Genomic DNA, 26,267 nt, shown 5'->3' with positions numbered 1-26,267 from the left:
CGGCCGCGCGAATCGAAGCTAGGTGTCCGCCAGCAGCAAGCGCTCGGCGGCGTCAGCGTGCATCGCGCGGATGGCGTCGAGCCGAGCGCGCCATGCGGGGCTGTCTCGGAGTTGCTTCTCGACCTGCAGCGACAGCTCGGCGGCCGACAGCGCGGCCGCCAGTCCGCCATGCTGGATGAGCCAATCGATCAGGGAGGCGGCGAGCCCGGAGTCCTTCAGCTTGCCGGTGGAGGGGCTCCGGCGCGCAGGCTGTTCGTCTACAAGGGCCAGGTACACCGACCATAGCTCCTTGGCGAACCTGACCTCGACGAGATCGACGTCGAGGATCTCCTTCAGCGAGGCGGCGGCGATGAGGCGCAGGCCGGCAGCCTTCTGGGCCAGGCCGAGCGCGATCCGGAACGCCCGTGGCCTGGGCGCGAGCCGTGCCAGTCGGGCCGCGGCCCAGGTCCGACTGCCGCTCGCTGCGGCGACGAGCCGGGCCAGCGCCGCCTGCCAGTGGGGTAATCCGGCGTCGTCGGGAAGGCGGCTCAATGAGTCGACAGTCTGGACCAGGACGCGGCCGGAGGTGCGCGCCTCGGCGAGGAGCCTGGTAGCCAGACCGAGCCCCTCCGAGCACAGGTCATGCTGGGCAATGCAGACGCCCGCTGCCGTCGAAGCGATGCGCTCGTCGCCGCATTCGACCAGCGCCTCGGCCAGGGCCACGAAGCCGCGAGCCACCGCGGGTCGCGCCTGCGACTCGTTCGGGAACAGGAGTCTCGACCCGGGGTTGAGCAGCGGCCACGTATCCGGCACCGTCGTGATGCCGTCGATCAGCACCTGTCGGACGTCGGCCTGGTCGACGAAGCGCAGCAACCCCGCCAGGATGTCCGGCCGGATGCTGGGGTGCAGGTCCTCGGACCGCCACGCCTCCATCAGGAGGTCGCGAGCCTCCACGGTCGCGGCGGCTGAGACCCTGCCGGCGGCGTTCTTGCGGTTGACCACCGCGCAGTCCTTCGACAGCAGCAGCTCACGGTACGGCGCCAGATCGAGCGGGCCGGGCATGCGCTCGGACAGCACGTTGAGGGCGCTCATCGCCGCGCGACCCACCACGCCGGATCTTCGCGCGCGCTCCAGGAACAGCCGCCGGAGCTCGGCGGTCGGCGGAGCGATCCGGGCGCACCGCGCCAGGATCGCGGCGGCGACCGGCCCGGCCGCTCCCGGCAGCAGCTCGAGCAGCAGCAGCGCGTCCTCGACGCGGCCGATGGCCTTGACGCGCCTCGAGAGATCGAGGCTGGCGTCCCGCGCCACCCGCAGGAGATGCTGCGTGAAGCGCCTGCGCTGGGAGGGCGTCCACCGCCCGGGGGCCGATCGTGAGATCGCCGCCACCAGATCGGTCTTGTGGGGATCGGTCGTGTCGTCCCGATCCAGCAGCTCGTCGACCAGGGCAGTCTCCTTCAAGCTGATCTCCGGGACGTACCCCATCACCTCGTCCAGCGGCCCGCCGCACGTGACGGGCTTGCGCGGAGGCCGCGGCGTCTTCGGTGTTCTTCCGAGGAGCAGGTCCAGGATGAGCCGCTCCGCCTCGGGCTCGTAGCGACCGACCGCCACCGGTCCCAGCATGGGTGTGGTGCCGTCGAGGCGCACGCCCTCGTAGGCCGCATGGAGCTGGGCGGCGAGACCTTCGGCGATGCGCAGCGGGCTCGGCAGATACTCCTCCATGGACGGCTTCTGGCCGGGCGCCGGCGCCTTGTCGGCGCGCCAGCGCACCCGGGGATCCAGGCGAATTTGAACCAGGAGCCCGAGCAGCTGCGCCGCGCGCGTGATGCTGTCCCGGAGGATCGCTTCGCCGATGGCCTTGTGCACGGCCCGCTCGGCCTGGGCCAGGGTGGTTGCGTTCGAATCGCGCGACTGGACTGTGGTGAGCAGGGCGTCCCTGTACGTCTGCACGGGGATCTCCGAGACCTGGCGATCGGACAGCTGGGCCAGCTCGGACATGACCAGATGGCGGCTCGAGCCATGCCATGCGGGCTCCACCTCGGCGAGGACGGACGCGCAGGTCGCCGGGTCGGCGCCGCGGCGGAGCGAACGCACCAGCGCAACCATCCGCGCCGCGCGCTCGCCCCGGTCCCTGGCGGCGCCCAGCGCCTCGTGCTCGGATCGCAGCTGGGCAAGGTCGAGGTGCTTCTCGATGGCCTGAAGCCGCTTGCGCCGGGTGTCCGGATCGACGGGAGGAATCAGGGCCGCCGCCGTGAGCCGCGTGACGCTCGCCGGTGGCATCGTGGCCAGCCGCGCCTCCATGCCAGGACGGGGCGACCATGCCGCCGCCGCGGCCTGTTCCAGCTCGGCGCCAAGAAGACGTTCGCGCTCGGTCAGGGGCAGGAAGCGGAAGAGCGGATCGGCGGAGGCGTCGAGGGGCTTGCACCGGTTCCGGAGCTCCAGCACATCCTCGGCCGGCAGCGTCGAGATCGGCGGCGATCCGGAGGGAAGCGGACCGCTTGCGAGAGAGACAGTCCAGTCGTTCCGGCGCAGGACCTCGAGCAGCTCGGCCGGGCAAGCCATCGCCAGGGCGTGGATCGCCCTCGCATGCAAGGCATCCCGCCGCACGAGCAGCGCCACGGCCTCCCTGGGATATCGGGTGCAGAACAGCGTGCCCTCGTCCGCCGTGATCTTGCGCCTCGTCGCCAGCGCCACCCGAAGGCCCCGCTCCGGCGCGCGCGCCAAAAGCTCGCGCCACGCGGCCTCGTGCTCGGCCGCGTGATGTTCCAGCGTGTCGAGATCGCATGTCGCGAAGAGGCGTGTCGCGAGCCCCACACCATGCCTCGCGACGACCAGGGGAATGACCGCCGTCGCCTGGGCGACGAGGCGGTGCCTTTGCATGATCAAGACCACCCCGCGGGCCTCGCGGCGATTCCCCTCGCGCAGCACCTCTAGCAACGCTTCGTCCGACACCGGCACCCGGCGCGCCGAGGAAAGCGCGGCCCGGCGCATCATGGGGTCGCGTAGCGCCTCCTCGATGCGCGCCACGTCCCGGCGATAGGTCGCCAGGTCCAGCGCCAGCCGCCGCTCGTCGCCGTCGCCGCCATCCAGCGCAGCCATGACCCGATCGGCCGTGGCCTGATCCCAGCCGCGGGCGAGCAGGGCAAGCGCCCGCCCCCGCCTCACGAAGCTCAGGCTTCCGAGTCGACGGACCTCCGACAGCGGTTCCAGCATGCGCCGAGTCTAGACGAACGCGACGCCGACGACGACCACGTGTGGGGCGTCGCGGCTCCCGCTGATGCCAGCAGGGGCGGGCGGCGTAGCCCGGGGCAGTCGCGTACTCTCTTCAAAAGAGCCGCACGGCGCTCGCCGCCGAAATCCGAGGCGGCACGCCGGCCCGAACTGGGCGCGCTCTCGGCCATGGCGCACGGCGAGGGCGAGCAGGGAACGACCATCGCGGCGGCGGTGCTGCCGCGGTCGCCAGGCTCAGGGACGATCGGGCCAGGGTCTACGGCGATCTCGTGGTAAATTCGCTGAACGATGCGGCCCGGCGGGCGCTGGAGACGATGATGAAGGACAATGAGCTCCGGGGCGATTTCGCGAAGAAGGCGGCGCAATGGAAACCACTTCACTGCCCATGACACCTCGAATAGCATCCTGCAGCTGCGGCCAACTACAAGCGAGAACTGCTCGCGAACCTGTTCGCGTTTCGGTGTGCCACTGTCTAGCGTGCCAGCGCCGTACCGGCAGCGTCTTCGGTGCTCAGGCTCGCTTCTCAAGCGAAGCAGTCACCATCGTCGGCGAGAGCGTCGAGTACGTTCGCGTCGGAGACGAAGGCACAAGAAGCATTTTCAGATTCTGTCCTCGCTGCGGTGCCACCGTCTACTACACCCTCGAAGGCCATCCAGAGTCCGTGGCAATACCCGTTGGTGCATTCGCCGATCCTGAGTTTCCAGCCCCGACGTTCTCGGTCTACGAGGAGCGCATGCACTCCTGGGTCAACATGCCCGCTGGCATCGAGCACATGGCATGAGGCTCACAGCACCTCCTAACCCCTCCATCGAGCGGACATGCTCCGGCTGGCTTCGCCCCGCAGGCTGCTTCGTTCAGGCGGCCCCCCAGAGCGACTTCGGCGGCGCTCGTCGGGGTGTTGTGGTCGCTAGCTAGTCACTGCCCGCAGGCGCAGTGCCGCTGCGGCTCGTAGGCGAGCGTGGCGGGGTTGGTCCCGCAAAACGTGAGATACCAGGGAGATTGCAGCGGGCCGCCGGCCTCGGCGAGGAGAGTATAGGTCTCGGGCTCCGTCCCGAGGTTGTAGACGCGGAGTTGACCCGTCGTCGTGGGGTCGCCGCCCGCGATTGACACGTACAGACCGTTCGGGCCGAAGACCAGCGCCTGAGCAAAAGCGCGGGGCTGACCGATCTGCCATAGAGGGATCGAATCCACGAGCACGGCCTGCGTCCGGCCGAGCACGTCGAAGACGAGGATTTGGTCGATGGTGGTTGCGGTATTGGTGTTGTCGCGAAAGCTCGTGACGTACAGCTTCCCATCGGGGCCGAAGGCGAGGCCTTCCGGGCGGCGGAGCGTGGGGAACATGGCGCTGTCCGCGACAATCCCGAGGAAGGCGCCCGTATCCGGGTCGAAGCGTACGATTCGGCCCAGGTCCGAATCCGTGTAGCTGAAGACGGAGGCATAAAGCAACCCGTCCGGTCCAATGAGGAGACTGCGCGGGCCGAGGACCTGTGGGGGAGCCGTGTTCGGGTCCGACGGGAAGGCCGCGCCGTTGAGGACCCCGCGGAAATCTCCCGTCTTGGCGTCGTACATGCGGATCCCGCCGGGGTGGAAGTCCGGTGCGTTGTCGCCCGCGTCGGCTACGAATAGAATGCCCTTGTAGATGATGGTGCCCCGTGGCGCGAAAGCCCCGTTCGGATCAGTCGAAGGGATGAAGACATCGCGGAGCTTGCCGTTGTTTTTTCGGTAACGGAAGATCTCTCCATTGATGCCCTGGACGTCGGTCGCGTCCTGATCCACGACGTAAAGATTGGGGTTCGCGCCATTCTGTCGATTGAAGACCATTCCGCGTATCGAGTTTGGGACGACCTCACCCGGCCGAATGAACGAGCCTTCATACGTGCCCGAGTACGGGTCGAACATCTCGATCTGGTCGGCCGCGCCCTCATCGTCGCCGACATAAAGGCAATCCGGCAGAGGACCTCGATCACGAGCAGCGCTCTGCGCTTCGCCCGTCACCGGTTCCTCGACGCCCTCCTGCGCGCAGGACGCCATCGCGCCCGCGGCAACGGCAATCACAATCGGAAACAATCGTCCAATGTACAAAGAAGAACGCATATCCACCCCCGTCCGCAGCCGCACGCGAAAACAGCGAATATGTGAGGGGTCTCATGCTAGCGGTGATGGATGGAATGGCAATGAAGAGTTCGCCGAAGTATTCATCCGTGGGGAAAAAGCGCCCGCGTCGATCGCCGCGCGTTCGGGACGTTCTCGTTCCGGAGATTCAATCATCCCATCGCACGAGCTGGCCAATGTGAGCATAACCGCGAGAATTGAGGGACCCCCGCGTATCATTAGTTTATCTATGCATCGAAGGGGCCGCCTGAACGAAGCAGCCTGCGCCGGGTCGCGCGATCGAGCCGCGCCGGGCGCGACACAGCGGGGCCCAGCCCGAGCGCCGGCGGGAGCACGACCCCATCGGCCGTGCGCAGCGGCCGGCCGACCATGGGCATGAACCGCACTCCGAAGGGCGGGAGGACGCGGAGGCCCATGCCGACCGTCCCCTCGGGGACGAACGGCTCGCTCGAGAGCGGGATGGCCGCGCGCACCGAGAAATCGAGGCCCACCCCGCTGACCAGGGTGGTCATCGCGCCGACGTGGGAGCCGTGTTGCCCGGGGAGCTCGTCGCTATAGCGGGTGCGGTACGTCCATCCGAGCTCGCCGTCGATGCTGGAAGCGACATCCTCGAGGTTGTCCGGGATATCGCTGCCGCCGTGCAGGCCGGCCGCGAAGCGGCCCGCGGAGAAGTTGAGCCATGTCGCCTGCACGAACGGACCGAATCCCATATTCCCCGAGCTGTACCCTCCGGCCAGACTGCCCTCCATGAGGATCGCCGCGCGGAGGTCAGCGCCCAGGCCGAAGGCGAGCTGCTGGCCAAACGAGAGCGACAGGGAGACCCCGCCCGAGAGGGCGTGAGGCTCGTTGGACCGGGGCGTTGTTCGCGCTGAAAATGGAGGCTGAGAACGTCAGCGTCGATCCGGGCCCCGCGCGCGTGAGCGCGGGACGCCGCGGCAACGCGCGCGTCCCTCAGCGGAGCGCCCCTCCGCCGTCGCCCACGCTACCGTGCAGGCGCCGCGCGGAGCGCGGATCCAAGCCGCCGCAGGCGCCCGCGCAGCGGGGCGAAGCGCCTGGAGGCGCGCGAGCACGGTGCCACCCTCGCCAGGCGACGGCGGAGCTCCTCCGACGTGTCCGGTTGCGCGGCCTCGTGCGGCAAGTGCGGGAACCAGCAGGATCGACCTTGCGGACGCCATGTTTCTCCCAGAGAGGGAAGTGTCTCCGGCGGTTCACCGGCGCTTTCGCGATCGTCGGCCGGTGATGGTATAGGGCCTTGTCCATGATCTCCCGCCGCGCCGTGATCGCCGCAGCCGGCCTGTTCTCCGCCGGCGCGCTCGCCCCGCGCCTGGCCCGCGCGGCGGGGCGCGTGCCCGCGCCCCTCCCGGCGTTTCCCCTCTCGATCGCTGTGACCGAGGAGGACGCGGGGAAGCCGGTGCGCGACGACGCGTGGATCGACGCGCAGATCGCCGAGGCGGTCCGGCTGTTCGAGCCCGCCGGTGTGGCGCTGCGCAAGGTCGGCTCGCGCGCGCTCGCCCCGCGGTTTTCGCGGATCGAGACGCGCGAGGACCGGGACGCGCTCGCCTCGGCGATCGAGGCGCGCCGGATCAACGTGATGGTGGTCGCGTCGCTGCGGGACGTCGACGATCCGCGGCGCTTCCGGATGGGCGTGCACTGGCGGCGCCGGGCGACGCCGGAGCGGCGCTTCGTCATCCTCGCGGCGAACGCGCGGCCCACCGTGCTCGCGCACGAGCTCGGGCACTTCTTCGGCCTCGGGCACAGCGGCGTCGACGACAACGTGATGAGCTACGCGCGCACCGGAGCGCCCGTCTCCTTCGACGCGGCGCAGATCGCGAAGATCCGGTCCGCCGCCCGCGGGTACGCGTCGAGCAAGGCGTTCGAGCCCGCTTAAAACGGGACCTCCGCTCAAGCGCGCCGGGGCGCGGCCCCGCTGCTCCCGCGCCTGTTCGTCTGCTACGCTGCCGGGGAGAAAAGAAGGGTAGTTTACGATGAAACCGATGATGACCCACGTCGCGCTCCACGTAGGCAGCCTCGACGCGACGATCGCCTTTTATCGCGAGTTCTGCGGGCTCAAGGTGGTTCACGAGCGCAGCGACGCCGGCACGCGGGTCGCCTGGCTCGCCGAGGAAGGGAAGGAGCGGACGTTCGTCCTGGTGATGATCGAGGGCGGCCAGCGCTCGCCGCAGGCGCCGGAGGACATGAGTCATTTCGGGTTTGCGCTCGAGAGCCGCGCCGCGGTCGACGAGATCGCGCGCCGCGGCGGAGCGCACCTCGTCTGGCCGCCCAAGGAGCTGCCCTATCCGGTGGCTTATTTCTGCGCGCTCAAGGACCCGGACGGCAACTACGTCGAGTTCTCCTACGGCCAGCCGCTCGGGCCCGGCGCCGAGGCGCACGACGCGGCGTTGCTGGAGGCTTCGGGCTGAACCAACCAGGGTCGACCCCACATCGACCCCTCCGGGGCCCCTTCATGCCCCCGCCGCTCAGCCCCCGGCCCGCGCGGCGCGCCTTGGCCGGCCGGGCTCACGCCGCCCCTCCAGGGCGCCGTGCGCCTGCGAGAAGATCGCCGGCCAGCCCCGGCTATGCGCCGCACCGTCGTTGTAGGTTGGCGCGATGGGGCGGATAGGAAACCGTAGAACTTTCGCCCGTGTCAAGCCCCGCGGGGACGGCGCCCGGCGAGCCGTTGTTGTTATGGCCCATCAGACACCCGCTTGCCCCGTCGCAGGGCTGGCAGCGTGCTCCAGGCCTCGTGGACCGCGGCGTGAGCCGCGCCTCGTTGTGCCAGATGGAAACGGGCTCCGCGTACTCGTCGCTCGTGACGTGCGTGACGCGATACACCATGGTGAAGCGGCCCGGGCGCGCCGGAGCTTCGAGCATGACCCGGAACGCCTCGGCCCTCGTGCTATTCTCGAGCGCGTGGGGCAGCCTACCCGCGTCGCACCCGCTCTGATCCTGGTCGGGGTCTCCGCGTTTCTCGTCCTCACCGCGCTCGCCGCGGCCGCGTATCCGGGCGGCACCTTCTGCGACGCGAACGCGCCCAGCTACGAATTCTGGGGCAACTTCTTCTGCGACCTCATTCAGCCCGTGACCCAGCGCGGGGTGGACAACACGCGCGCGCGCTCGCTCGCGCAGGCCTCGTTCGCCTGCTTTTCCCTCGCGCTCGTCCCGTTCTGGTGGGTTCACGGCGCCCTGCTCGGCGGCCGGCTCGGCGGCACGGTTCGCGTGTTCGGACTGCTCTCCGCCGCCGGCACGAACCTGATCGCGTGGCTGCCGTCCGTGGTCTCGCCGCTGCTCCACGAAGTGTCGGTATTCGTCGCGACGCTCCCCGGGCTGCTGGCGACGCTCCTGGGCGTGACCGGCGCGTTTGCACGGCGCAATGCGGGCGAAAGCCGCTCGTCACCGTTGCGCTTTTCGGCGTGGCTCGGTGCGCTTTCGCTCGCGCTCGGCAGCGCGGACGCCGCGTACTACGCGTATGCGATTGCGGTGCCGGGCTGCCACGTCTTTTTGCCAGCGCTTCAGAAGCTCGCGGCGCTCTCGGTGATCGGATGGATGGGCACGATTGCGCGCGTGGGTGCCGCGCGTGGGGCGCGCTAGCGCGTCGGCGTCAAGCCGCGCGGGGACGGCGCCTGGCGAGCCGTTTTTGGCCCATCAGACCCCCGCTTGCCCCGTCGCAGGGCTGGGGCGGCGTGCTCCGGGCGCAGCCGTGCCTCGACGACGGCGGCCGGGGGTTTGGGCGTCACGAGAGAGCGCCACGACGAGCAAGGCGCGATCACGCCATGGTACCTCACAAGCGGGAGCTTCGGCGTAGGAAACAAAGCCGCGGGCCGGGCCATGAACTCCATTGGACTCATGACGCGGTGAGTGCGTCCCCGCCGAGGTGTCTTCATCAAGTGCGCTATGCCCCCGTCGGGCAGGAGCTCGATTCGATCGAGTGCGAAGGCCGGGCGGATGCAGCACCGCACGAGCCTCTCGCGCCCCTGATCGTCATCCGCGGCGATGGCCAGACTGTTTCGTCATCGGCCGTCACCTTGAGGCAGGCGCGGTTCTTGCATCAGGCTCGCTGGCCCGCATTGTTGGGTACGACTCACGACTGAAGTGAGCGAGGTGCGCGTTTCTTTATGTCTCGATCCACCGGCCGGCCATGTGCCGAGCGGCGCTCGCGAAAGGTGTGTAAACGCGGACGACTTTCGAGGTAATGTGGCTCGAGCAGGAAGACCTGCCTATCGACTTCGTACGATAGGCGGCTCTCCGATGGGCAGAAAACCACGAAAAAAAAGGGTGAGAGCAGCGATGCGTGCTTTGTACAGGGTGTTGGCGCTGGTGCTCGTGACGGCGGGCGCTCCCGCCTGCAAGAAGATCGCGGGCATGGCCACCGACGCCGTGCAGGGGAACTCGAACGATCCAGCGAAGAGCTCCACGGCGGTAGAGGCGATGGGTCACTACGCGACTGGCTTCAACGCGCTGATCGGCGACCCGCAGGACATGATCAAGAACTACTACCGGGAGTTCCCGGAGAGTGGGCCGGTGGAAGGCAAGAAGCATCACCTGTTCCCCAAGCACACGTCGGCCGAGGGCAAGATCGCCGAAGCGAAGAAGGAGTTCGCGGCGGCCGCGAAGATCGCGCCCGATTCACTCAAGCACCTGGAACCGCTCGCGAGCGCGACGGTCACGGACATCGAGAAGGTCGCCGTCACCTACAAGTCCGTGCACGGCTACTTCCAGGCCGAGGACTTCAAGGACGACAAGGGCGCCAAGGGCAAGACGCTGCACACCCAGTTCCTGCAGGAGGCCGCTGCGTTTCGCGAGGACATCAACAAGTTCGAAACGGCGCTTTCCGAGATCGCGCTCAAGCAGGCCGAGGAGGAGCTCAAGGAACACACCGACAAGAACACGTACAGCTACCAGTTTCGCTACTTCAATCATCAGGCGAACAAGCTCGTGAGCGTGAAGCGTGACGGCTTCCTGGCGCTCTATCCGACGGTCGAAACCGCGTACAACGAGCTCCAGGCCTTCACCAAGGGGAAGGGCACGCCGCAGGCGACGTTCAAGGCCTACGCGGACGCCGCCGACCGCTTCTTCGCCGAGGCGAAGAAGCTGAAGCGCGGCATCGAGGGCAAGGAAAAGGAAGAGCAGCTCGACTCGATCAGCGAGAGCATGACCTCGAACTACAACAACCTGGTCAGCCTCTCGAACTCGCTCCGAAGCCTCGAAGCGAACAACCTGCTGAAATAGCGCTGGATCCGGCACGCGCCCTGGCCGGCACCGTGAAACACGGTTCTCGTCCGGGGCGTGACTGTGTAGCGTGTCCAAAAAAAGAGCGGGCGAGCGCTCACGGGAGGGAAGGGGCCCAGATTGTGGTCATGCCGCTGATTGGCAAGCTGGGCGGGGGGTTTGGGCGTCACGAGAGAGCGCCACGACGAGCGAGGCGCGATCACGCCATGGTACCTCACAAGCGGGATCTTCGGCGTAGGAGCGCGTCCGCCGCCCCCTCCACGCGCCCCCGGCCCCCTGGAAAGGCAGCGACTGCCGCCGGTGTTCGACGGGTCTACCCTATGGCGCGGGACAGCATTTGAGCCTTGCGGCGCAGAGCCGATCCGTGAGACTTTCCGTGGGGGGAGGTTACAAAAGGCGACGAGCTAGACGGACCTGGTCCGGCGGTCTCGGTTGACCAATCGACTGATAGTCAGGCGGCGCAATGGAAACCACTTCACTGCCCATGACACCTCGAATAGCATCCTGCAGCTGCGGCCAGCTACAAGCGAGAACTGCTCGCGAGCCTGTTCGCGTTTCGGTGTGCCACTGTCTAGCGTGCCAGCGCCGTACCGGCAGCGTCTTCGGTGCTCAGGCTCGCTTCTCAAGCGAAGCAGTCACCATCGTCGGCGAGAGCCTCGAGTACGTCCGCGTCGGAGACGAAGGCACAAGAAGCACATTCAGATTCTGTCCTCGCTGCGGTGCCACCGTCTACTACACCCTCGAAGGTCATCCAGCGTTCGTGGCAATACCCGTTGGTGCATTCGCCGATCCTGAGTTTCCAGCCCCAACGTTCTCGGTCTACGAGGAGCGCATGCACTCTTGGGTCAATATGCCCGCTGGCATCGAGCACATGGCATGATCCAAGGAGCAGCTGGCTTCTGAAAGAACGAATCTCTCCTGATCGCGGAGCAGGTGGCCGCTCCAGAGCGACGTTGGCGGCGCTCGTCGGGGTGTCGTGGTCGCTGGCGTTGCTCGCGCATGCTGCCGCCGCGATTGCAGCTTGGGTGCTGCTTCCCGGCGGTTTTCCCCTCCTTCACGCGCGTTTCTTCGCGAACCGCGCTCTGCCGGCGGTCGCGGTCGGGAGCGTGATCGCCGTCGGTGTTCTGGCCGCGCGACGGTCGACGGGTGCGCGTGTGTTGCTGTTGCTCTTTCCGGCGGCGTGGCTCGGGGTTGCTCTCGCTGCGGGGACCATGTTTTCGGAGAGCGGCGGGACGGTCGCGTTCGGTGCGGGTTGTCTGGCGGTGGTCCTGTCGCTGGGCCTCGCGATGGCGTGGTGGCGGTTCGGGGTCCCGCCGCGGCTGACCTGGCTCGCTGCGCTGCCCGGTGTCGTTTTCGGTGCGGGCTTCGTGGCCGCGCAGCGGGCGCCGGAGCCTTCGACAGCTCCGTTTGCCGCGCCCGAAGTCGAGCTCGGCGGCGATCGTTGGACGCGATCACTCGCTGGGCCCGCTTCGTTCGACGTGGCTCCGTGGCTTCGGGTGGTACCGAGCTCGGGTGAGGTTTCGGTGCAGGCGGGTGCGGTGGGCATCGTCGTCGAGCCGCGGCTCGAGTTCATTTCGCGCTCGCCGGATCGTTTCTGGACGGTGTTCGCGCCCCTGCAATGGCGCGGCGACTCGCCCGTTCGTCGTCTCGAGCGCGCCGATCGCGAGCTCGCGGTGGACTACTCGGACGAGGGGAGCCTGCGCGTGAGGGCCACTTCGGATCAATCTGCCGCCATCGACGCACGAACCGCGCTTCAGGCGCCCGTGTTCTCGCACCTGAACTCCTTCACGCGCGTCTCGATCACCGGCCATCGCCGGCTCGGCTTGCGGTTCTCGCCTTGCCCCGAGGTCGTTGTCGAGGTGATCCACTTCGACTATCCGTTCGGCGCGCCCGCGCGCTTCGCGTACCTCGACGCCGGCGGCGCGTTTCGCGTCGTCCAGGCGAGCGACGCCGAGAAGGGGCCGTTCACGACGCTCGGCGAAGGCCGGCTCGCCCGCGGCGAACCCCTGAGCGTCGTGCTCGTCGAGAAGGGAGATTCGCCACCCCGCGAGCTCGCGACGATCGTCTTCCACGACTGGTCACGGCAGCTCTCGACGGAGCTCTCGCCCACCGCCGGCTGGGGCCTGCCGCAGAATGCGTTCGAGTTCGGGCTCGCCTCGAACGCCCCTTCGTCCGCGGCCTACCTCACGCTCACGCTGGCCGGGACGAGCGTGGGGCGCGGCTGGGACAGCGTGGGTCACGCCGCCGGCAGCTACACGAATCGGATCGAGATCCGGCTGCCGCCATCCAGGTGAAAGAAACGGTACGCTCGCTCGTTCTACAGCGGTTTCCGCCCGCCTCTGCACCATGCAGAGCAGAGCGGCGGTCACCCGCACAGGAGACGGGCCCAGATCGGCGTTTTCGGCGCGCAAGCGCACTCCGGTGCGCTGAGCACCGAAAACGTCGAGGTGGGCCCGTATCCGAAGCGGGTGACCGTCGCTCTAGGGTTTACGCCGTCGGCGCTTCGGGTCGAAGATGGCGGCCATGAAGGTCATCGTTACCGGAACGACCGGCATGGTCGGCGAAGGCGTGATGCTCGCTTGTCTCGCGGATCCCACGGTCGAGCGGGTCCTGTCGGTGGCACGCCGGCCGTCGGGGCACGCGCACCCGAAGCTCGAGGAGTGCTTGATCCCCGACTTTCGCGAGCTCGGCGCCTTCGAAGCGCGGCTCTCGGGCTACGACGCGTGCTTCTACTGCGCCGGCGTGAGCTCGGTCGGCATGAGCGAGGCGGACTACACGGCGATCACGTACGATACGGTGCTCGCCTTCGCGACGGCGCTCGCGCGCCTCAATCCCGGCATGGTGCTCACGCACGTTTCGGGCGCGCACACCGACTCGAGCGAGCAGGGCCGGGTGATGTGGGCGCGCGTGAAGGGCAAGGCCGAGAACGCGCTGATGCGCCTGCCCTTTCGCGGCGTTTACAACTTCCGGCCGGGCTTGATGACGCCGGTGCCGGGACAGAAGAACCTGAAGCGAGCCTACCGCTTCCTGCTTCCGCTCGTCCCGCTCATGAAGCTCGTGTTCCCGGCCCTGAAGCTCGAAGAAGTGGAGCGCGCGATGGTGCGTTCCGTGACGAGCGGGACGCCGAAGCAGGTGCTCGAGGTCGCCGACATCAAGGCGCTCGCTTCGGCGTAGCTCGCGCGCCCCTCACCGGGATCAGCCGACCACGGCGAGCGTCCGGTTGAGCATCCGTTCCCCGTCGCGCCGCGCCGCCGCCCACGTCTCGTCCCACGCGGCGTCGGCCTCGGCGCGCGGGAGCTGGCCGAAGGCCTGCAGCTCCTTCCGCTCGCCCTCGACCTCGGCGTCGTCCGCCGGCGGCGCCGGCGCCGGCCCGGTCATCGCGTCGCCGACCGCCTCGCGCACCTCGCGCCCACCCTCGGCCAGGCAGTGGGCGAGCACGCGCCACCCGAGCTCGGCGTGCAGCGCCTCGTCGCGCGCGATCTCGCCGAGCGCCGCGCCGGAGCCGACACCGTGGGGCCCAGCCCGAGCGCCGGCGACGACTCCCATGTTCCCCGTGCTGTACCCTCCGGGCTGACTGCCATCCAGGAGGACCGCCGCGCGGAGGTCGGCGCCCAGGCCGAAGGCGAGCTTCTGGCCGAACGAGAGCGACACGGAGACCCCGCCCGAGAAAGTGTATTGCCCGTCGGCGCGCGCCTGGCCGGGGCGCGAACCAGCACGACCGCGGCGGATGACGGAAAGCGGCTCTGGACGGCGGGCTGAAGCATCCGCTCGAACTCTTCGGGACAATTCACAGGGAGGCGAGGAGACGAGGAATAAAATCTCACCAATCTCCCCGTCTCCCTGTTCAATTTCCCGCTAAAAATGCCAACAAAGCTGACGGCGAACGGTCGAGCTCTCGCTTTGGGCCACGCGCTCCGGCGCCCGGTGATAGAACGACCGCCGTGAATCCGCACACCGACGCTGGCCCAGCGAGCAGCGACTACCTGGATCGCCTGATGCGTCGAGGGTCGTTCGAAGCCCTGTGGCCGCTCTTCGCCAAAGCCACGCGCCCCGCCAAGGAAATGACCGAGAGCTATTCGGCGCTCGAGCACCTGCGGCCCTTCATGTCCGGCGCGCCGTGCCGGGTCATCCACGTCGGCGACGGCGCCCACGCCCGCACCGGGGCGTTGTTCGCGCTGAAGACGGAGGCTGAGAACGTCAGCGTCGATCCGGTGCTCAACGAGCCGCTGGTCGAGGCCTGGCGCACCAGATTCGGCGTCCGCCGCTTCGCCTGGCAACGCGCCGACGTCTTCACGGCCATCGAACGGCTCAACGCGTTGCCCGACATGCCCGTGCTCGTCACGTTCGTGCACGCCCACGTCCCCATCGACGATGTCCTCGCCCGGCTGCGCTGGAACGTCGCTTACACGCTCGCCTGCTGCCAGCCGGGTCATCAGCTGAGCCAGCGGCACGACGTGCTCGCAACGGGCGAGGACCCGTACGTGTTATCCAGCGGACGGCGCTTTCAGGTGCTCGCCCCGCGCGCGTGAGCGCGGCCGTCACACGTTGCACGCGCCGTCTTGACGGACGAGCGCACCCGCGCATTCTTGCAGCCATGTCGCTACGCCGCGCGCCCGCTCCGCTCGCCCTGCTCACCTCCCTCCTCGTCGCCGCCCCCGCCGCGGCGGCCGTCGTGCCGGTCGGCACCACCGACGAGCTCGTCGCCGCGATCGGCGCGGCCAAGGCCGGCGACGAGATCGTCCTCGCCTCGGGCACCTACGCCTTCGACGGCGTCTCCTGCGCGGCCGCAGGCACCGAGGCCGCGCCGATCGTCGTGCGCGCCGCCGAGCCGCTCGGCGCGATCGTCGAGCTTTCGGGCCTCGAAGGCTTCAAGGTCAGCGGCCCGAACTGGCACTTCGAAGATCTCGATATCCGCGGCGTCTGCGCCGACGACTCGGACTGCGAGCATGCCTTCCACGTGTTCGGCGCTGCCAGCCGCTTCACCCTCCGCCGCTCGAAGGTGCGGGACTTCAACGCCCAGCTCAAGATCAACGCCGCGCAGGTGGACGGCGTCTGGACGGCCCCCGACGACGGGCTGATCGAGCGATCGGAGCTGTTCGACACCCATCCGCGCAGGACCAGCAGGCCCGTCACCAAGATCAACATCGACGGCGGCAAGCGCTGGACCGTGCGCGACAGCTACCTGCACGACTTCCAGAAAGACGGCGGCGACACCGTGAGCTACGCCGCGTTCATGAAGAGCGGCGGCTCGGACGGGCTCTTCGAGCGCAACCTCGTCGTCTGCACCACCGCCGGCTCGCCGGACGGGGCGCGCATCGGGCTGTCGTTCGGCGGCGGCGGCACGGGGGCGCAGTACTGCGCCCCGGCCTACGACCCCGACGTGCCCTGCGAGGTCGAGCACACCGGCGGAACGATGCGGAACAACATCATCGCGAGCTGCTCGGACGTCGGGATCTATCTGAACCGCGCGACGGATACGCGGCTTCATTTCAATACGCTGATCGCGACGAGCGGGATCGACTTCCGCTTCGCGACGACCAGCGGCGTCGCGCGCGGCAACGTGCTCACGGGCAAGATCCGGGACCGCGACGGGGCCACGCATCAGGAGAGTGATAACCTGGCCGAGGTGGGACTCGCGACGTTCCAAACGTGGTACGAAGATCCGAGTCTCGGCGACCTGCACCTCAAAGGGGATGTGGCGTCGCTCGTCGGCGAAGCGCCCGCCGAGGTCGCGGTGACCGACGATTACTGCGCGCGCGGGCGGCCGGGCAGCGGGAGCTTCACGCTCGGCGCGCTCGAACATTCGCTCGGCGACTGCGCGACGGTGCCGCCGCCGGGGCCCTCCGGCGACGGGGGCGCGGGCGGCGGCACCGCCGGCTCGGGCGGGATGGGCGGCGGCACCACCGGCCCGGGCGGGATGGGCGGCGGCACGACCGGCTCGGGCGGGGGTGAGGCAGGCGGCACGGGCGTGGGCGCAGGCAGCGGCACCGGCGCGGCCGGCGGGGGCGGCGACACCTCCAGTGACGGCGGGGGCTGCAGCTGCCGCACCGCGGGCGTCGGCGGGAATCACACCCTTGGCCTCCTGACGGCGGTCTTCGCCGCGTTCGCCCTCCGGCGACGACAGGCCTCCTCATCGCTGAGCGACGCCAGCTAGCTGGAGAGGGGCGACTGCGATCCACCCGGGCTCGCGGTGGACCGCAGCCGCCCGCGCCCGGCGTGGGAGTTCGCCTTGCGGCGCGGGTCGGCCATACTGCGCAGCATGACGAAGGGAAGCTGCCCATGAGGACCACGCACTCCATCCGCGGCAGCGACCATGCGCTGGTGCAGCGGATCTCGCACGTCGCCTACGGCGACGACGCGCAGGACCAGTCCCTGCCCGACGGCTGCTGGGACCTGGTGTTCATGAAGCGCCGCGGCCGGCTGCAGGTGCTGCATACCGGTCTCATCACGCACCCGGTGACGCTGGGCTACGAGACCGGCGACGAGTATCTGAGCATCGCCTTCCGGCCAGGCGTGTTCATGCCGGGGGTGCCCGCGACGGGCATGCTGGACCAGGGCGTGCTGCGCCCGCTGGCGAACCCGCGCTCGTTCCTGCTGGGGCCGCGAGCCTTCGAGGTGCCCGACCTCGAGAACGCCGACGATCTGGTGGCACGCCTCATCGGGGCCGGCCTGCTGGTGGCGGATCCGGTGGTGTTCCGCGTGCTGCAAGGCGATCCCGCCGGCACCAGCCTGCGCTCGGTGCAGCGCCGGTTCCTGAGCGCCACCGGCCTCACGGCGAAGCAGCTGTCGCAGATCCACCGTGCGCAGGCGGCGCTGCAGCAGCTGATGCATGGCGATGCGCCGGCCGACGTGGCTCTCGCCTGCGGCTACGCCGACCAGGCGCACCTGGGCAATTCGCTGAAGCGAATCATGGGCAGGACGCCCGGCGAAGTGGCGCGGGCTGCGGCCCGGCCCGGGCCTGGGCGCTGAGGACCCAGACGGTCCGGCGAGGCCTGAGCCTGTCGTTTTCTTCCAAGACCGGGCCCACCCCGGTGGATACGGTCGCGTCGCCGGCTCGCACCGGCGATATCGACCAACCCGAGGACGCCTATGCACCGCGACTCCGAGATCCACCCCTTCCGCATCGACATTCCGCAAGCCGACATCGACGACCTGCGCGAACGCCTGGCGCGCACGCGCTGGCCGGCGCAACTGCCGGGCGGCGACTGGGTGAGGGGCGTGCCGGTGGCCTACCTGCAGCGGCTGGCGGCGCACTGGCAGCACCAGTACGACTGGCGGCGCTGTGAGGCCCATTGGAACAGCCGCCCGCAGTTCACCACCCGGATCGATGGCCAGACGATCCACTTCGTGCACCTGCGCTCGCCCGAGCCGGACGCGCAGCCCCTGCTCTTGCTGCACGGCTGGCCCGGCAGCTTTGCCGAGTTCGACCGCGTGGTGGACGCGCTGTCCGACCCGCGCCGCCACGGTTGCGACCCATCGCAGGCTTTCCACCTGGTGATCCCGTCGATCCCGGGCCACGGGTTCTCGATGCCGCTGGCCGACGCCGGCTGGAACCACGGCCGCTGTGCCCGTGCGCTGGCGGCGCTGATGCAGCGCCTGGGCTACACACGCTACGGCGTGCAAGGCGGCGACGTGGGCGCGTTCATCGCGGCGGAGCTGGGCCGCATCGACAGCGAGCATGTCAGAGGCGTGCACTGCAATGCGCTGGTGACGTTTCCCTCCGGCGACCCCGCCGAGCTGGAAGGCCTGACGGCCTCGGAGCAGCAGCGCCTGGAACGGCTACAGAACTTCCGCGACCGGATGATGGGCTTCGCGCACATCCAGGGCACGCGGCCGCAGACGCTCAGCTACGGGCTGCATGATTCGCCGGTGGGCCAGCTGGCCTGGATCGTCGAGAAGTTCAAGGAATGGACCGATCCCGCGGCCGCGCTGCCGGAGGACGCGGTGGGCCTGGACGCGCTGCTGGACAACGTGAGCCTGTACTGGTTCACCGGCACCAGCGGCCCCTCGGCCAACCTGTACTATGAAGCCTTCAACGACCCGTCCGGCTGGGCGCCCAAGCCGCACGGCACCGTGCCCATGGCCGTGGCCGTGTCGCTGACGCAGGACGTGGCGGTGCGCCGGCTGGCCGAGCGCGACCACCACATCGTGCGCTGGACCGAGCTGGCGCGCGGCGGGCATTTCCTGGCGACGGAGACGCCGACGGCGCTGGCCGCCGATCTGCGGGAGTTCTTCGGTTCGCTGTCCTAGGGCCTGCCTGTCCACACGACTTGCGCGCCCACGCCGGCGGGGGGAGCCGGGCCGCCCGCCCTGCCATCACGGCTGCGCGTCATGTCGCGCAGGGCGGTCCGGCCTTGCGGGCCTGTGGACGACCATCACGATCCGCGGGTTCCGGACGCGATCTCGCCGCCGGCTGACGAGATCGCGCCCGGGCTCCGGGTCGTCACCGCCGCGGCCTGGCCGCGCTGCGGCTCGGCCGGCTCCTGTCACGGGTGCTCGAGGGGGTGCATGCCGCTGGCGTGATGCACAGGACATCGAGCCGCAAAGCGGATAAGAAACCGTAGAACTTTCGCCCGAGTCAAGCCCCGCGGAGGCGGCGCCTGGCGAGCCGCTTTTGTTTTGGCCCATCAGACCCCCGCATGCGCCGTTGCAGAGCTGGGGCGGCGTGCTCCGGGCGCAGCCGTGCCTCGACGACGGCGGCGTGCGCTCGCAATGACGGGGGCGGGTCGGGTGCTCAGCTACGCGGCGTCGAACCCGAACGCCATCGGTTCCCACCTTGGGTCGCGTGCGGGTGCTGCCGTTCGCGGGTGTTGACGCTCAGGCTGATTGATGGCGTTGCGCGCCGTCTGGTTGATGGCCATCACGAGCCTGCGCGGGCGAGGTCGAGGAGGGCGATGGCCATCACCCGCCTGCACGGGCCGCGCCGCTGGGCGATGGCCATCTCCGGCGCACGTGGGCGCTCAACGCGCGATGGCCATCGCGTCGGATGACCCGTAGGCGCCGACGGCGCGATGGCTGCCGGCGCCTGCCACGCGTGAGCGTAGACGCCGTTCAGTCGGCGTCACTCCTGACGTCGCCGATCACCCGGGCCATGACGTCCCGCTCGACGAGCTTCTTTTTCCGCCGAGCCGACTCGCGCAGCGCGGCGGTGGCCACGCGGTCGATCTCGCGCAGGCTCGAGCCGGCGGCCTCGTGCAGCGAGGTCAGCGCCTCGGAGGTAAAGAGATCGCGATCGCAGCCGGCACGGCCGAGCCGCAGGCGGACATACTCGCTCGTATCGTCCGCCGTCATCGGTCCGATCGACAGGCGCCGGTCGATCCGCGAGTACAGGGAGCGGTTCTTGCGCAGCTCAAGCCGGTCCTTGAGGTCGGGCAGCCCCACCAGAATCAGACTCAGCAGCGCCCGGCTGTCCCATTCGTAATTTGCCAAGATGTGAAGATGGTCCAACGTGTCCTGATGAAGCAGGTGCGCCTCGTCGAGCAGAAAGACCGGGTGAATCCGTTCTCGTCCGAGGTTCTCGACGTGCGCGCTGATCGCGTAGAAGACGGCGGCCGCGGTCGCAGCAGGGGTCAGGCCGAGGGCCTGGCAGAGCTGCCGGTAGAAGTCGCGGCGTCCGAGCGTGGCGTTGTGGCAGTAGGTCAGGCGGAATCCGGCCTGCGGCAAGCGATGGCGCAGCGCGCGCAGCACGCACGTCTTGCCGGCGCCCGGCTCGCCGACGAGCAGCACCTGGGAGCGCTCGTGGACCGCGTCGCACAGCTCCTCGACGAGCTCATGTTTCGAGGGCGGCAGCCAGAGGTCGCTGTCCGGGATCTCCTTGGAGAAGGGCGACTCGGAGAGCCCGAAGAATCGGATGAAAGACTCGCTCATCGAGCACCTCCCTCGGAGCTGTCGTCGGGATCCGAGGCCTCCGGCCTTTCGCTTCCAGCCCGCAGCAGCGCCCTCGTCGGAGCGAAGTCGGTGGGGCGGCTCGGCCCTTGTGAGAGCGGACCGCCGCGTGGCGGCCGCCGGCGCCGCGCGTTCTTCGCCGGATCGAGGAGGCGGAGCGGCAGGCGCTTGCCCTCGTGCTCGACCCACGGGGTCGCGTCCGGGGCGACGTGACAATGAGCGACCGTGACGAGCTGGCCAGCCAGGTAGCCCTGATCGAGCTCCCACGCTTCGCCGTCGATGGAGATCACATTGTCGCTGGACACGCGCCGCCGGCTGCGTTCTGTCAGCGCGGCGCGCAGCGCCCGCTCCTCGACCGCGCCCTCGCCGGCGGGCTTTTGCGCGTACAGCTTCGAGGGGCTCTTGCCCATCAGCCCGGCGTGCGGTGCCGCGTGATAACGCCGTTCGAGGAAGGCCTTGAGCCGTGCGTCGATGTCCTTGAGCGACGCGACCTCGCCGAGGAAGCTCAGGCACCCCTCGCGCAACGTCCGCCAGAAGCGCTCCATCTTGCCGCGCGCCTGCGGGTCATAGGGCTTCGCATGCAGCAGGGTGATACCGAGTCGCGAGCACGCCGTCCGGAGGACTTCGCCCCGGTAGGTGGAGCCATTGTCCAGGTAAAGGGCATCCGGTTTGCCGTGGCGGCGAAGCGCGTCCACGAGCAGCCCGAGCATGTCGACCTCCCTCTCGGTCGAGTGCGCCTCGAGCGCGACGACGTAGCGAGAGGCATCGTCGAGCAAGCCATGGATGCGGACAGGCACCGTCCGACCGCCCATCTTGCACTGCGGCAGGTGGCAGACGTCACCGTGCCAGAGCGCTCCGGGCCGCTCGGCCTGCCAGCGCAGCCGTGTGCTCGGCTGTTGTTCCGAGCGAGCCGCCCGACGCGACAGACCCGCCGCCGCATACAACCGTCGCACTGTCGGCTCCGAGACCTGGCCCGGATCGATGCGCCCCTCGTCGACGAGGGTGCTCAGGATGAGCGACACCGATGCCGCGGGATGCTCGCGCCGGATGTCGAGCAAGAGCTCGCGCAGCTCGGCGCGCAGCTCCTGCGCGAAGCCGCGATCGGAGCGCGGCTCGGGACGAAGGCCGGCGAGGCCTGTGGCGCGGTACGCGTACAGCCAGCGCTCGAGCGTGGGGACCGAATAGGTGCGCGTGCTGTCGGCGCCCGGCGGCCGGAAGCGCTGGGCGCTCAAGGCGCGCAGCTCGGTGGCGAGCCGTCCGCGGCCGAGCTCGCGGTGCATGACGGGGCCGATGACCGAAGCGCGAAAGATCGCGACGGCCTCGGCGTGATCGGCAGGTCCGAGATCCATATCGAAGGGTCCTTTCTGCGCCCTGCGGCGCGGGGCCCTTGTGCGCCACCGAGGCTCGTCGAGGGAGGGATCCTCTCGGGTGGGCCTTGTTCTCTGGGCTCGTCGCTGACAGCCGCCCTCACGCTGCGTGCGCGGCGCCGAGGAACGCTCGGTGCTCCAGCGCTTCGCCCCGGGAGGTCGGATCCGCGTAGGCGGCGAGCGAGGCCGCCGCGCTCGCTGCCACGCGGCGCAGCATCGCGCCGGGATCAGACGACGGCAGTGCGGGAAAGAGGCGTCGATGCGCGACGTCGCGCGTCCAGCGGCGGAGCGTGGCCCAGCCGGTGAAGGCCGTGGCGCCCAGGATCGTCTGCGGGCTGATCCGCCGGCGCACCTCGCGGGCGGTCGCCAGCACGAGCCCGTAGAGCGCAAGAGCGAAGCCGATCGCCGCGGCGCTGTAGTGCCGCCGCGGCAGCAGCTCGCGTGGACCGACGAGGATCACCGCCCCGCAGGGCAGGCAGCGGTAGCGGCGCAGCTGGAGCACGAGAAGAACGGCGGGCGCGTTCGGGCCGGCCGGGCCACGCACCTGCCGCTCGCGAAGGCCATGGCCGTGGAGGCCAAGAGGTCCCCCGACGGGGTGGCTTGCCGCTCCGCACGCAGGGCAGCGAGCGGGGCGCACGGCCTCGACCGTGGGCAACTGCTGCTGCCAGCTCTTGATATCGAGCGCGCTGTGGACGAGACTGTGACCGCTTCGATTCCTCGACACGCGAACCGGAGCACGACGAGGAGGTTGTCCGCCAAGACTGGGCCTCCTCGTCGCCTTTTGTGGCTGGCACCGCGCCGATGCTCCGCTCCCACTCCGCGGCCGCTCCTACACCCGTGGGCGGCGGGAAAAGCGACGATGAGCATGACAATTTCGGTCGGCACGAAGCAATGCCTCTCGGCGTGGCGAGCCCGGGCGGCGACGCGGACGTCCGCGTTCCCCATGATCTGAGAAAAAGCGCAGGGAGGAGCAGACGGCGTGAGAATTTGAGATAGGTCACGGGAATGCATCCGGCGGGCACGAGGAGGCGCCCCTGCACTCACGGTGGACGATGCCTCGTGCGGGGATGCGTACCCTCCTCCATCAAGGAGCTTGAGCGAGATGTCGGCCTGAAGCCTTATTGAGGCTGGGCGCTAACAGCGGGTCTCAGGGGAGGTTGAGATGAACGAGATGCGGCGCACGGCCTTTGACTCCGTGCTCGTAGAAAGCGCGCGCATCTTCCGTTCGCATCTCGGGCATCGCAAAGCATCCAAGCCGAAGGTGCGTTTCATGAGCACGGCCCACTCGACGTGGCGCGGCGTTGCGAACAACTCCCCGTCGAGCAGCCGCCCCCCAGTGCAAGACCGAAATCAGGCGATCGTTCTCAGGTTCCACGCGATCTCCTTCTGGCGTGCGGAACTGCTGCTCCATCGCGCCCGCGAAGACGAGGACGCTTTCCTCGAGCTCGACCGGCCCGTGGCGGAGGCGTCGCCTCGCCTCGAGCTGCGGCGGCGTGCGCGAGTGACCGACATCGTGCCGTTCCTCCGGGCCCCTAGGGCTGGACAGTAGAGATCCGCCACGAGGACGAACTCGCAGAGCTCGGCGTTCCCCAGGTCGAGCTCTGCGAGGCTCGAGCTCGGCATTCGCCCCGCAGCGAGCTCCCCCTACTTTGAACGTTTAGAGCTTGGGGCCTCCGGAGCGGCGTCCAATTGCTTGAGCACTGTCTCGACGTCCTCCCATTCGAATCCGCTGACGACGGGGGAGTCCGCGTTCACTGCCTTCCGGAGCGCAGTTGCCACGACATCTCTTGAAACCGACAGCGGTTCAGCTGAGTGCTTCGCCCAAAGAGCCAACGCGTATGGGACGAGGTATACGGCGTCGACTCTCTCGTCCAATTCCTCGCCTGACGCGCCCAGGCCTTTTGAGAACGAGTCGTAGGCTGCGATTTTGCTGCCTGAAACATACTCTACTGTTCCTCGATTGAACCATGCATATGTGTTATGCGGATCTTTCTCCGTTGCGCGCCTTGCTGTTTCGAGTGCAAATTCCAGGTCTGGATCGGGGGACCCATTCTGCATTGCGCAGATGGATACCGTGCTGCTCATCACCGAGCTTTCGATTCCAATTTCGCGCAGTCGCCTGTAGTCGCTAATGGCGTTCTGCGCCTTCCCGGAGAGGTAAAGTCCTCCAAGTAGTCGCTCGGCACAATCAATGTTGAATCGGGAAATTTTACTTCTATCGTCGATGTAAGGGGACGCTGCATAACGTGCCAATTCAAAGGCATGCCTGGCGTCGTATTCGGAATGCTGTCCGTAGGCTACGCCGATACAGACTGTGCCCGGCGTAGGAACGCGTACCTGTAGTTCTGTTGATATGTGCTCAAGCTCGTCGTCTAGGTGATCCGCATACTCGTATGACAGGGACCGCTTTATGTCAGATGAATCGAGGTGGCTATCCTCTACGACAATCGCGAACTGCGAGGGTCGGATCTGCGACACGAGCGGCTTCGGTCCTAGGTTGTTTCGAATAATCTCATAGACCTGCGCCAGCATTTGATTAATTGCTGCGTTTCCGTGCCGTTGGCCGAGTTCGTATAAATTGTCAATGCCAATGACGATAACGGCGAAATTCTTGTCCGATTTTGCAAGCTGGGCGATGCTTGCTTCTATGAACTCTGACGTCGTGAGAGGGGCGGCCGTCGTCAAGGTCGAGACTGGAAGGAGGTGTGCAATTGATCCAATTGGAACTGCTTCGAGGGCGCAGCCAGGAGGGAATCGGCTGACAGTTCTTTCCCCTGCAACGTGACAGAACGACATCTCTTCTTGAGCTTCGAATACTATAATTCGGCCGCACGAGCGCTTCGGATAAGATCCCCTTCTTCTCTTGGTCCGACCATCGGACACGTAGAAGTCCTTCTTTCCGGTAAAGTCTGGATGGTAGACGTGAAACTCTTGGCCGACATCGACAGCGTCCTGCCTCCCGAGATCGATGGCGACCGCGTCTGTGTCTGGATGGTGCTCTAGGATACGGCCGTACTCGTTTGCAATGTTAGAGAAAACGCAAACGTGGTTTCGTCCCGCCGACTTCGCTCTGTAGAGGGCCATGTCGGCCCTCATTTTTACGCTATTGAATTTGGCGTCCAAGTCCTGCTTCTGTGGCCACTGGTTGATAGTTGATCCGGATAACCCGACGCTGACTGTGACACGTCGAGCGCTTGCTAACGGAACGTTTGCGCTGATGTTCGCGTAAATGTTTGGTTCGGCACGCAATTCGGAGTCACTGGGAAGCTCCGACGTGCCGATGGTTTCTCGGATTCGTGTCGCAAAGGCTTCTACCCAGCCTTTTTCGAACGTTCCCAGTACGACGACCAGAAACTCTTCCCCCCCGTCGCGCGATGTTAGAATGTTGCGGAGCGAGGTGGGAGCAGTACGGGATTCGTCCTCTGTCAACCGCTGTAGACGGACGGCGATGCACTTGAGAACCACGTCGCCGTAGATGTGGCCATAGCTGTCGTTGATCTGCTTGAAGTGGTCAGCGTCCACAACGATTGTCACTAGTGACAGTGGCCCACTTTTTGCTCTTGGAAGCATCGGATTGGTGTGATGTTGTCCGATGCCGGTGGGTGGTTGCCAGTTGTGGAGTGCAGCGTATAAACCGGCCCTGTTGAGGAGTCCGGTGAGTCTATCGTGGTGCGCCTCTAGAGTTCGGTCGACGCTGGAGGCTACAAGCTCAATTCGCCGCGCAAAGTGCCGAACGCATGTGGCGTCAGGTTCCTTGGTGAGGGAAACCCGCGCGACGAGTTGCTTGTTGACGATTGGGACGTAGAGTGAGCTGGTGCTTCCGATCCATAAGCTTTTTCTTTCGGCTAACGTGCCTTCCAGGGTAGACCGTTGCTCTTCGCTGATCTTCTCGGCTGCGAGTGCGTTGTGCCACTCGTTCTCGATCTTTGCGAATGTAGCAACCGCGTCGGTTCCGTCTTCCGCTGTCAGCTCAACTAGTAGCTCCTTAGCAAGAAGCTTGACGTGGGTTAATGAGGCTAGTGGGTCGACTGTGTAGGTTGGCTCTGGGCGAATCATCGGGGGCGTGTCTGGTCTCGACGTCATCTAAGCGGGCTACCTACTTGGGGAAGTTCCCGTGCGTAGGGCCAGCGGGGGTCGCGCGCTGGTATTACCGCGAAGTCGCTTGATTTTCTAGCAGTTCGGTGTCAGGCCCACCCGGGCGCGGGCCGCGGACTGGTGCTCCTTCGGCGCAGACGCCTAGCCGGGCGCTCGGTCGTGCTGCGCGCGGGCGTGCCGAGGAGTTACGTCCGAACGCGCGACGAGAACCAGGGCGCGTCCGAAGGTGCGCCGAAACTCCGCGTCCCTCCGTCGAGTTCACGAAGGCGGGTGGTGCTGACACTGTTCGCCCCGTTGGCTTACCTGCGCTGCTCGGCCGCGACCCGATGCTCCAGACGCAGGCGCCCAGGTCGAGCGCGCGGAGCTCGGCGCTAC

At 67.9% G+C, this 26,267-nt stretch carries 22 protein-coding genes; 13 read left to right on the top strand and 9 right to left on the bottom strand.

All coding sequences use genetic code 11. The features are described from left to right. Positions 1 to 18 precede the first annotated feature (18 nt). The gene (locus WMF39_RS45330; protein ID WP_437742638.1) at positions 19 to 3,189 is read right to left on the bottom strand and encodes a hypothetical protein; all 3,171 of its coding nucleotides are present in this window, start codon (positions 3,187 to 3,189) and stop codon (positions 19 to 21) included. 403 nt (positions 3,190 to 3,592) lie between these two features. Between WMF39_RS45330 and WMF39_RS45325 the strand changes: the two genes are divergently transcribed. Continuing rightward, on the top strand, positions 3,593 to 3,988 hold the full coding sequence (locus WMF39_RS45325; protein ID WP_437748118.1) for a GFA family protein: 396 nt from the start codon (positions 3,593 to 3,595) through the stop codon (positions 3,986 to 3,988). A 134-nt stretch (positions 3,989 to 4,122) separates the two neighbouring features. Here the strand turns inward: WMF39_RS45325 and WMF39_RS45320 are convergent, their stop codons facing one another. Then, positions 4,123 to 5,301, bottom strand: a complete 1,179-nt coding sequence (locus WMF39_RS45320; RefSeq protein ID WP_437742637.1) for a hypothetical protein — start codon at positions 5,299 to 5,301, stop codon at positions 4,123 to 4,125. 245 nt (positions 5,302 to 5,546) lie between these two features. Continuing rightward, on the bottom strand, positions 5,547 to 6,029 hold the full coding sequence (locus WMF39_RS45315; RefSeq protein ID WP_437742636.1) for a hypothetical protein: 483 nt from the start codon (positions 6,027 to 6,029) through the stop codon (positions 5,547 to 5,549). 548 nt (positions 6,030 to 6,577) lie between these two features. On the opposite strand from WMF39_RS45315, the gene WMF39_RS45310 reads away from it, so the two are divergent. The 3 genes from WMF39_RS45310 to WMF39_RS45300 all read left to right on the top strand — a co-directional run bounded on the left by WMF39_RS45310 (position 6,578) and on the right by WMF39_RS45300 (position 8,907). Continuing rightward, complete coding sequence (locus WMF39_RS45310) at positions 6,578 to 7,207, top strand: hypothetical protein (protein ID WP_437742635.1); 630 nt, start codon at positions 6,578 to 6,580, stop codon at positions 7,205 to 7,207. A 97-nt stretch (positions 7,208 to 7,304) separates the two neighbouring features. Next, positions 7,305 to 7,739, top strand: a complete 435-nt coding sequence (locus tag WMF39_RS45305; RefSeq protein ID WP_437742634.1) for a VOC family protein — start codon at positions 7,305 to 7,307, stop codon at positions 7,737 to 7,739. A gap of 490 nt (positions 7,740 to 8,229) precedes the next feature. Then, positions 8,230 to 8,907 (top strand): hypothetical protein, encoded by a 678-nt coding sequence (locus WMF39_RS45300; RefSeq protein ID WP_437742633.1) that lies wholly within the window; start codon positions 8,230 to 8,232, stop codon positions 8,905 to 8,907. Here WMF39_RS45300 and WMF39_RS45295 read toward each other — a convergent pair. After that, entirely contained in the window at positions 8,904 to 9,311 is a 408-nt protein-coding gene (locus WMF39_RS45295; protein WP_437748117.1) for a transposase, read from the bottom strand. The two genes, WMF39_RS45300 and WMF39_RS45295, sit on opposite strands and share 4 nt — an antisense overlap. A gap of 292 nt (positions 9,312 to 9,603) precedes the next feature. Between WMF39_RS45295 and WMF39_RS45290 the strand changes: the two genes are divergently transcribed. From WMF39_RS45290 to WMF39_RS45275, 4 genes are all read left to right on the top strand, one after another. Continuing rightward, a complete protein-coding gene (locus tag WMF39_RS45290; protein WP_437742632.1) occupies positions 9,604 to 10,545 on the top strand; it encodes a DUF3829 domain-containing protein in 942 nt (313 codons plus the stop codon). Between the two features lie 484 nt (positions 10,546 to 11,029). Next, positions 11,030 to 11,425, top strand: coding sequence for a GFA family protein (locus tag WMF39_RS45285; RefSeq protein ID WP_437748116.1), 396 nt, complete (start codon positions 11,030 to 11,032; stop codon positions 11,423 to 11,425). Between the two features lie 73 nt (positions 11,426 to 11,498). Then, positions 11,499 to 12,839 carry a hypothetical protein gene (locus WMF39_RS45280; protein WP_437742631.1) on the top strand — a complete coding sequence of 447 codons (1,341 nt, stop codon included), beginning with the start codon at positions 11,499 to 11,501 and terminating at the stop codon, positions 12,837 to 12,839. A gap of 229 nt (positions 12,840 to 13,068) precedes the next feature. Next, entirely contained in the window at positions 13,069 to 13,719 is a 651-nt protein-coding gene (locus tag WMF39_RS45275; protein WP_437742630.1) for an NAD-dependent epimerase/dehydratase family protein, read from the top strand. Between the two features lie 21 nt (positions 13,720 to 13,740). Here the strand turns inward: WMF39_RS45275 and WMF39_RS45270 are convergent, their stop codons facing one another. Next, on the bottom strand, positions 13,741 to 14,196 hold the full coding sequence (locus tag WMF39_RS45270; protein ID WP_437742629.1) for a hypothetical protein: 456 nt from the start codon (positions 14,194 to 14,196) through the stop codon (positions 13,741 to 13,743). Between the two features lie 290 nt (positions 14,197 to 14,486). On the opposite strand from WMF39_RS45270, the gene WMF39_RS45265 reads away from it, so the two are divergent. The 4 genes from WMF39_RS45265 to WMF39_RS45250 all read left to right on the top strand — a co-directional run bounded on the left by WMF39_RS45265 (position 14,487) and on the right by WMF39_RS45250 (position 18,795). After that, entirely contained in the window at positions 14,487 to 15,074 is a 588-nt protein-coding gene (locus WMF39_RS45265; RefSeq protein ID WP_437742628.1) for a hypothetical protein, read from the top strand. A 65-nt stretch (positions 15,075 to 15,139) separates the two neighbouring features. Beyond that, positions 15,140 to 16,699 (top strand): MYXO-CTERM sorting domain-containing protein, encoded by a 1,560-nt coding sequence (locus WMF39_RS45260; protein ID WP_437742627.1) that lies wholly within the window; start codon positions 15,140 to 15,142, stop codon positions 16,697 to 16,699. 125 nt (positions 16,700 to 16,824) lie between these two features. Continuing rightward, positions 16,825 to 17,514, top strand: coding sequence for a helix-turn-helix domain-containing protein (locus tag WMF39_RS45255; protein ID WP_437742626.1), 690 nt, complete (start codon positions 16,825 to 16,827; stop codon positions 17,512 to 17,514). 120 nt (positions 17,515 to 17,634) lie between these two features. Then, entirely contained in the window at positions 17,635 to 18,795 is a 1,161-nt protein-coding gene (locus WMF39_RS45250) for an epoxide hydrolase family protein (RefSeq protein WP_437742625.1), read from the top strand. Positions 18,796 to 19,596: 801 nt separating this feature from the next. On the opposite strand, the gene WMF39_RS45245 is transcribed toward WMF39_RS45250, so the two are convergent. The 3 genes from WMF39_RS45245 to WMF39_RS45235 form a co-directional block, all read right to left on the bottom strand. After that, the gene (locus WMF39_RS45245) at positions 19,597 to 20,412 is read right to left on the bottom strand and encodes an ExeA family protein (protein ID WP_437742624.1); all 816 of its coding nucleotides are present in this window, start codon (positions 20,410 to 20,412) and stop codon (positions 19,597 to 19,599) included. Beyond that, on the bottom strand, positions 20,409 to 21,779 hold the full coding sequence (locus tag WMF39_RS45240; protein WP_437742623.1) for a DDE-type integrase/transposase/recombinase: 1,371 nt from the start codon (positions 21,777 to 21,779) through the stop codon (positions 20,409 to 20,411). The genes WMF39_RS45245 and WMF39_RS45240 overlap by 4 nt, the downstream gene beginning before the upstream one ends. A 118-nt stretch (positions 21,780 to 21,897) precedes the next feature. Beyond that, the gene (locus WMF39_RS45235) at positions 21,898 to 22,299 is read right to left on the bottom strand and encodes a hypothetical protein (RefSeq protein WP_437742622.1); all 402 of its coding nucleotides are present in this window, start codon (positions 22,297 to 22,299) and stop codon (positions 21,898 to 21,900) included. A gap of 660 nt (positions 22,300 to 22,959) precedes the next feature. Between WMF39_RS45235 and WMF39_RS45230 the strand changes: the two genes are divergently transcribed. Beyond that, positions 22,960 to 23,346: a hypothetical protein gene (locus WMF39_RS45230; protein WP_437742621.1), complete on the top strand. Its 387-nt coding sequence runs from the start codon at positions 22,960 to 22,962 to the stop codon at positions 23,344 to 23,346. Positions 23,347 to 23,441: 95 nt separating this feature from the next. Here the strand turns inward: WMF39_RS45230 and WMF39_RS45225 are convergent, their stop codons facing one another. Beyond that, a complete protein-coding gene (locus tag WMF39_RS45225) occupies positions 23,442 to 25,880 on the bottom strand; it encodes a diguanylate cyclase (protein ID WP_437742620.1) in 2,439 nt (812 codons plus the stop codon). Positions 25,881 to 26,267: the final 387 nt, after the last annotated feature.

It is taken from the genome of Sorangium sp. So ce1504 (genome assembly GCF_051521635.1).
GTDB classification, from domain to species: Bacteria; Myxococcota_A; Polyangia; order Polyangiales; family Polyangiaceae; genus Sorangium; species Sorangium cellulosum_B.
Note: the sequence above shows the minus strand (reverse complement) of the source record. Positions and strands in the feature narration are given on the sequence as shown.

Bases quoted from the DNA above. Each gene is read 5' to 3' on its own strand.
- WMF39_RS45330 (WP_437742638.1), bottom strand. From the start codon at position 3,189: ATGCTGGAACCGCTGTCGGAGGTCCGTCGACTCGGAAGCCTGAGCTTC.
- WMF39_RS45325 (WP_437748118.1), top strand. From the start codon at position 3,593: ATGACACCTCGAATAGCATCCTGCAGCTGCGGCCAACTACAAGCGAGA.
- WMF39_RS45320 (WP_437742637.1), bottom strand. From the start codon at position 5,301: ATGCGTTCTTCTTTGTACATTGGACGATTGTTTCCGATTGTGATTGCC.
- WMF39_RS45315 (WP_437742636.1), bottom strand. From the start codon at position 6,029: ATGGGATTCGGTCCGTTCGTGCAGGCGACATGGCTCAACTTCTCCGCG.
- WMF39_RS45310 (WP_437742635.1), top strand. From the start codon at position 6,578: ATGATCTCCCGCCGCGCCGTGATCGCCGCAGCCGGCCTGTTCTCCGCC.
- WMF39_RS45305 (WP_437742634.1), top strand. From the start codon at position 7,305: ATGAAACCGATGATGACCCACGTCGCGCTCCACGTAGGCAGCCTCGAC.
- WMF39_RS45290 (WP_437742632.1), top strand. From the start codon at position 9,604: ATGCGTGCTTTGTACAGGGTGTTGGCGCTGGTGCTCGTGACGGCGGGC.
- WMF39_RS45285 (WP_437748116.1), top strand. From the start codon at position 11,030: ATGACACCTCGAATAGCATCCTGCAGCTGCGGCCAGCTACAAGCGAGA.
- WMF39_RS45275 (WP_437742630.1), top strand. From the start codon at position 13,069: ATGAAGGTCATCGTTACCGGAACGACCGGCATGGTCGGCGAAGGCGTG.
- WMF39_RS45260 (WP_437742627.1), top strand. From the start codon at position 15,140: ATGTCGCTACGCCGCGCGCCCGCTCCGCTCGCCCTGCTCACCTCCCTC.
- WMF39_RS45255 (WP_437742626.1), top strand. From the start codon at position 16,825: ATGAGGACCACGCACTCCATCCGCGGCAGCGACCATGCGCTGGTGCAG.
- WMF39_RS45250 (WP_437742625.1), top strand. From the start codon at position 17,635: ATGCACCGCGACTCCGAGATCCACCCCTTCCGCATCGACATTCCGCAA.
- WMF39_RS45245 (WP_437742624.1), bottom strand. From the start codon at position 20,412: ATGAGCGAGTCTTTCATCCGATTCTTCGGGCTCTCCGAGTCGCCCTTC.
- WMF39_RS45240 (WP_437742623.1), bottom strand. From the start codon at position 21,779: ATGGATCTCGGACCTGCCGATCACGCCGAGGCCGTCGCGATCTTTCGC.
- WMF39_RS45230 (WP_437742621.1), top strand. From the start codon at position 22,960: ATGAACGAGATGCGGCGCACGGCCTTTGACTCCGTGCTCGTAGAAAGC.
- WMF39_RS45225 (WP_437742620.1), bottom strand. From the start codon at position 25,880: ATGACGTCGAGACCAGACACGCCCCCGATGATTCGCCCAGAGCCAACC.